The sequence below is a fragment of the Citrobacter sp. wls826 genome (assembly GCF_005281245.1).
GTDB lineage: Bacteria > Pseudomonadota > Gammaproteobacteria > Enterobacterales > Enterobacteriaceae > Citrobacter > Citrobacter braakii.
This window is the reverse complement of record NZ_SZWS01000055.1, coordinates 84,226-90,410: the sequence shown is the minus strand read 5'-3', so window position 1 is coordinate 90,410 and position 6,185 is coordinate 84,226. Positions and strand designations below refer to the sequence as shown.

Sequence of the window (6,185 nt, the reverse complement as noted above, 5' to 3'; positions counted from 1 at the left end):
GGCGGTTGAGAAGGCGAAAGAGATTGGTTACCCGCTGGTGGTGCGTCCGTCCTACGTTCTCGGCGGCCGCGCGATGGAAATCGTCTACGACGAAGCCGACCTGCGTCGCTACTTCCAGACCGCGGTCAGCGTTTCTAACGATGCGCCGGTACTGCTGGACCGTTTCCTTGATGACGCGGTTGAAGTGGACGTGGACGCCATCTGCGACGGCGAAATGGTGCTGATTGGCGGTATCATGGAGCACATCGAACAGGCGGGCGTGCACTCCGGTGACTCCGCATGTTCTCTGCCTGCGTATACCCTGAGCCAGGAAATTCAGGATGTGATGCGCCAGCAGGTGCAGAAACTGGCCTTCGAACTGCAGGTTCGCGGTCTGATGAACGTCCAGTTTGCGGTGAAGAATAACGAAGTTTACCTGATTGAAGTGAACCCGCGTGCGGCGCGTACCGTTCCGTTCGTCTCCAAGGCAACGGGCGTACCGTTGGCGAAAGTTGCAGCGCGCGTGATGGTCGGGAAAACGCTGGCACAGCAGGGCGTCACCAAAGAAGTTATCCCGCCGTACTACTCGGTAAAAGAAGTGGTGCTGCCGTTCAACAAGTTCCCGGGCGTTGATCCGCTGTTAGGGCCAGAAATGCGCTCTACTGGTGAGGTGATGGGCGTGGGCCGTACCTTCGCGGAAGCGTTCGCCAAGGCACAGCTCGGCAGCAGCTCCACCATGAAAAAACAGGGTCGTGCGCTGCTCTCCGTTCGCGAAGGCGATAAAGAGCGCGTGGTTGACCTGGCGGCGAAGCTGCTGAAGTTTGGTTTCGAGTTGGATGCGACGCACGGCACCGCGATTGTGCTGGGCGAAGCCGGTATCAATCCACGTCTGGTGAACAAGGTGCATGAAGGCCGTCCGCACATTCAGGACCGTATCAAGAATGGCGAGTACACTTACATCATCAACACTACCGAAGGCCGTCAGGCGATTGAAGACTCCAAGCTGATTCGCCGCAGCGCACTGCAGTACAAAGTGCATTATGACACCACCCTGAACGGCGGTTTCGCAACGGCGATGGCGCTGAATGCCGATGCTACCGAGAAGGTGACCTCGGTTCAGGAAATGCACGCGCAGATCAAAAAGTCATAAAAAAAAGGCCCGGTGATAATTGCGCTAACCGGGCCTGCAATATAATTGGGAAAGGGTTTCTGTAAAGAAACCCTTTTTTATCTCTCATAAGGTCATTCCTGGCCAACCGTGCTTTCATAACCACATTTTCAATGTAATAAGCACGATATTGCTCACACTAATCAACATTCAAGTCGCATACTATCCATTATATCCACAATTTTAATATGGCTTAGTTTTTATTTATTTGGACAGGCCGTAGCCAGATTTTTAATTTGTGAAATGGTGTGCTTATGTGTGAAAAATATGTTGAAAGACCGCTTTATTTGTTAATTGCTGACTGGATGATGGCTGAAGATCGTTGGATCACAGCAAAGGAAATTTCCCGCCATTTTGATATTGAACACTGCAAAGCAATTAATACGCTCTCTTATATTCTGTCGGAAGTGGGAGAAATTGTTTGTGAAGTTAAGATGATCCCTAATCAAATTGCAGGTCGCGGCTGCCAGTGCCAGCGTTTGGTGAAAGTCATTAGTATTGATTCTCATCTCTACAGACGATTGAATCACAATTTGCAGGAAAAAAAGGTGAGTGTGGCGAAAACGCCGCGACTGCCAGCGGTTCCCCCAACAGAGCTTAACCGTGAGCAGAAATGGCAGATGATGCTCTCCAAGAGCATGCGTCGATAATGGTGATTTGCCGGATCGGCGTGAGCGCTTCTCCGGCATAAGTTACCGTGCTGATTTTGGCTTTACGTCCGTCGTGCCTTTCAGGCGCGGCCGGTTTTTTTCGACCTGTGTTAATGGCAAGGTTTCGTGTAGTCCTGTTTGGCAGCGGATTACAAGGTCCTGATATTCTTTGGTGTTCAGCCGTTTCCAGTCCAGCTCCTGGTCCGTGACTTCACGCAGTACGCGAACCGGTGAACCAACCAGCATCTGCCTTGCCTCACCCTGAAATCCGGCTTTGACAAAGCTCATGGCGGCGACAATGCTCTCTTCGCCAATCACCGCACCGTCCATAATCACGCTGTTCATGCCAATCAGCGCATCTCTGCCCACCACGCAGCCGTGCAGGATTGCGCCATGGCCGATGTGTCCATTCTCATGCACGATAGTGTCGGTGTCGCAATAGCCGTGCATGATGCAGCCATCCTGCAGGTTAGAACCGGCTTCCAGAATCAGGCGACCATAGTCACCGCGCAATGAGGCGTGTGGACCAATATAAACCCCGGCCCCCACAATGACATCGCCAATCAGCACAGCGCTGGGATGGACATAGGCATCCGGATGAACCACCGGAATCAGGCCCTCAAAGGCGTAATAGCTCATTGTCTTATCTCGGTTTTATTGCCGGATTGCGGCGTAAATACCTTATCCGGCATAGGCACATTAACGACCTTTCCATACCGGATCGCGTTTTTCTGCAAATGCCTGTGGTCCTTCGAGCGCATCTTCCGAGTGCAGCACTGATGGATAGTGCTTCAGCACACCGCTGCGGATGTACCGGTAGCCTTCTTCCACCGGCATTTCGCTGGTCGCACGGTAAATCTCTTTCAGCGCGGCGATAGCCAGCGGGGCGCTATTTACCAGCTGCTGTGCCAGTTCGCGCGCGCTATCCATCAGTTCACTCTGGCTGACAACGCGGTTGACGATACCCCAGCGCAGTGCTTCTTCGGCGCTCATTCGTCTGCCGGTCATCACCATTTCGTTGACGATAGCTGGTGGCAGCAGTTTAGGTAGACGCAGTACGCCGCCGCTGTCAGGCACGATCCCGAGTTTTGCTTCCGGCAGCGCGAAGCTGGCATTTTCCGCACAGACGATAAAATCCGCCGCCAGCGCCAGCTCAAAACCGCCGCCAAACGCGTAGCCGTTTACCGCGGCGATGACCGGCTTATCGAGGTCGAAAATTTCGGTTAAACCAGCGAAGCCGCCTGGGCCAAAATCGGCATCTGGCGCTTCACCGTCGGCCGCCGCTTTTAAGTCCCAGCCCGCAGAAAAGAATTTCTCTCCGCCGCCGGTGATAATTGCTACGCGTAATTCCGGGTCATCACGAAAATTAAGAAAAGCTTCCCCCATTGCAAAGCTGGTTTTAGCGTCAATGGCATTGGCTTTAGGCCGGTCAAGGGTAATTTCCAGGATCGGGCCGTTACGGGTCAGATGTAATGATTCACTCATAGTTCATCTCCAGATAATTAGGTTTCCCGGCCGGAGGAATTCCGACCGGAGGGGTTATTTCAGATTTTTTTTGATTATTTTTCCTGAACAATTGCGCGGCAGGTCGGTTCTTATCTCCATAAAAGAAGGAACCTTGAATTTCGCCATATTGTTTTCGCAGAAGCTGAAGAACTCAGCTTCGCTTAATGTTTCACCCTCATTAAGGACGACAAAAGCTTTAATGGCTTCATCACGGATCGAGTCTTTAATACCGACAACCACAATGTCCTGAATTTTCGGATGCGCAGAAATAATATTTTCCAGCTCGACGCAGGAGACATTTTCCCCACCGCGTTTAATCATGTTGCAGCGTCTGTCGACGAAATAAAAAAAACCGTCCGCATCCTGGTAACCCGAATCACCGGTATGTAACCACCCTTCAGGTTCCAGCGCTTTGGCAGTAGCGTCGGGTTGCGCGTAGTACTCTTTGAAGATTGTTTTTCCCGGCACGCCTTTAATGCAAATTTCGCCAATTTCTCCGGCGGGCAGGGGACGGTTGTGATCGTCACGGATTTCGGCTTCATAGCTAAAACCCACGCGACCAATAGAAGGCCAGCGCCGTTTGTCTCAAGGGCGATCGCCAATAATGCCCACGATGGTTTCGGTCATACCGTAGGAGGTCAGCAGTCTGACGCCAAAGCGTTCGATAAAGGCATCTTTTTCCTGTTCGGATAAATTGAGATAGAACATCACTTCGCGCAGGTGATGCTGTCTGTCCGTTGGGGCTGCGGGTTGGACCATCAGCGTTCTGATCATCATCGGGATGCATTCGGTGACCGTCGCCTGATATCTACGCACCTGATCCCAGAACGCCCTGGCGCTGTATTTCTCCACCAGCACAAAGGTGCTGCCTGCGGAGAAGGCAGCCATGGCAGCCGTACACTGACAGTCTATATGGAAAGCGGGCATCACCGTCATATAGACGTCATCATCGCGCAGAGCGATTTGCCAGGAGGTGTAGTAGCCCGCAAAGCGCAGGTTGTAGTGGGTAATCACCACCCCTTTAGGCCGCGAGGTGGTGCCTGAGGTAAACAGAATTTCCGCCGTATCGTCAGTAGATAACGCAGGCGTATAGCACAGATTAGTCGACTGGCGGGCTTGCAGTTGGGTAAAGTGGCTCACGCCGTCGTCAACCGGAAGCTGCTCGCCAATCAGACAGATATGATTTAGCGGAGTGGTATTTTCCAGCCGTATCTGGCGGTACATAGGATAAAACTCGGCACTGGTGACCAGCAGGCTCACCTGGCTGTTTTGCAGGATCCAGGCGCTCTCTTCGCCCAGCAAGCGGGCATTAATCGGCACCATAATGGCGCCAATTTTTGCCAGTCCAAACCAGCAAAAGATAAATTCCGGACAGTTATCCAGATGCAATGCGACCTTGTCGCCCTTGCGGATCCCTAAGGAATGGAAAAGGTTCGCCGTGCGGTTTATCTCTTCATTGAGCGAGGCATAGCTATACTGCCGAACGATTCCTTCGCAGGATTCGAAAATTAACGCCGTTTTATCTCCGTACACCCCGGCCAGGTCGTCCCACATCTGACGTAAGTTTTGTCCGCCAACGATATCCATAATGCTTTATCCACTGAAATCAGGCGTGAGCGCTAACCAACCAGCGGGTCAGCGCGTCGCGTTTATTCCTCAACTCTGGCCAGGCCTTTGCCGACCAGCTCATTTATGTCTGCTTCGCTATAACCAATGTTTTTCAGAATGGCGGCGGTATCCATGCCGTGTGACGGCATGCCACGCCAGATTTTCCCTGGGTTGTTTTTAAATTTCGGCATGATGTTCGGCCCTTTGCAGGTGCGGCCGTCCATCGTTTGCCACTGAGTAATGGATTCACGGGCAACGTACTGCGGGTTGCCTTCCAGTTCAGGAATAGTCAGTACCTTCGCGCAGGCGATATTCAGCTCAGCAAAGCGCGCCTGGACTTCGGCGATGGTGTGCGTTGCCAGCCAGGCGTCCAGTTTCTCTTCCACGAGCGGGCCGTAAGGGCATTCCACGCGATGGATAAGCTGGGTACCTTCCGGGACTTCCGGTGTGCCAAGAATGTGGGCGAGGCCAATATCATTGAAGCACTCGCTGATTTGCGTGATGCCGACCAGCTCCATGACGATATAGCCATCGGCGCATTTATAGAGACCGCAGCCAGCGTAATACGGGTCTTTGCCTTTGGTCATGCGTGGACAAATTTCGCCGCCGTTGAAGTAGTCCATCATGAAGTACTGACCCATGCGCAGCATCACTTCGTACATGGCGATATCAATGCTTTCACCCTTACCCGTTTCGCGTACTTTGTGCAGGGCTGCCAGCGCTGCTGTCGTCGCGGTCATCCCGGAGAAGTAATCGGCGGTGTACGGGAAGGCAGGCATCGGCTGATCAACATCACCGTTTTGGATCAGATAGCCGCTGAACGCCTGCGCGATGGTGTTATATGCCGGAAGATTGGTGTACTCCTCGGTACCAAACTGGCCGAAGCCGGAAAGGTGGGCGATAACCAGTTTTGGGTTATGTTCCCACAGCACGTCATCGGTAATGCCGCGGCGAGCAAAGGCCGGGCCTTTACTGGCTTCAATGAAAATATCGGTGGTTTCCATGAGCTTCAGAAACGCTTCCCGGCCTTCATCTTTGAAAATATTCAGCGACAGGGCGTGCAGGTTGCGGCGTGAGAGCTGTGGATAGTTAGGTTGCACGCGGATGGTATCGGCCCATGCGACGTTTTCAATCCAGATAACCTCAGCACCCCATTCGGCGAACATCTGTCCGGCGAACGGGCCGGCAATTTCGATCCCTGAAAAAACCACGCGTACCCCGGCAAGTGGGCCAAAGGTTGGCATTGGTAAATGATTCATAATTTTGCTCCTGGC

The 6,185-nt window shown here is 52.8% G+C and carries 5 protein-coding genes and 1 pseudogene; 2 read left to right on the top strand and 4 right to left on the bottom strand.

From position 1 onward, the window contains the following. Nucleotides 1–1,129 (top strand): ATP-grasp domain-containing protein (locus FDW87_RS22850; RefSeq protein WP_252363218.1); only part of this gene is annotated, 1,129 nt, incomplete at its 5' end. A 272-nt stretch (nucleotides 1,130–1,401) separates the two neighbouring features. Continuing rightward, entirely contained in the window at nucleotides 1,402–1,797 is a 396-nt protein-coding gene (caiF, locus tag FDW87_RS16230; RefSeq protein WP_016151651.1) for a carnitine metabolism transcriptional regulator CaiF, read from the top strand. 42 nt (nucleotides 1,798–1,839) lie between these two features. Here caiF and caiE read toward each other — a convergent pair whose 3' ends face one another. From caiE to caiB, 4 genes and pseudogenes are all read right to left on the bottom strand, one after another. After that, complete coding sequence (gene caiE, locus FDW87_RS16225) at nucleotides 1,840–2,436, bottom strand: carnitine operon protein CaiE (protein WP_049042508.1); 597 nt, start codon at nucleotides 2,434–2,436, stop codon at nucleotides 1,840–1,842. 60 nt (nucleotides 2,437–2,496) lie between these two features. Then, nucleotides 2,497–3,282 (bottom strand): crotonobetainyl-CoA hydratase, encoded by a 786-nt coding sequence (caiD, locus tag FDW87_RS16220; protein ID WP_019078347.1) that lies wholly within the window; start codon nucleotides 3,280–3,282, stop codon nucleotides 2,497–2,499. Between the two features lie 54 nt (nucleotides 3,283–3,336). Further along, nucleotides 3,337–4,890 (bottom strand): annotated as a pseudogene (gene caiC / locus FDW87_RS16215) (crotonobetaine/carnitine-CoA ligase). Nucleotides 4,891–4,952: 62 nt separating this feature from the next. After that, on the bottom strand, nucleotides 4,953–6,170 hold the full coding sequence (gene caiB, locus FDW87_RS16210) for an L-carnitine CoA-transferase (protein ID WP_109017191.1): 1,218 nt from the start codon (nucleotides 6,168–6,170) through the stop codon (nucleotides 4,953–4,955). Nucleotides 6,171–6,185: the final 15 nt, after the last annotated feature.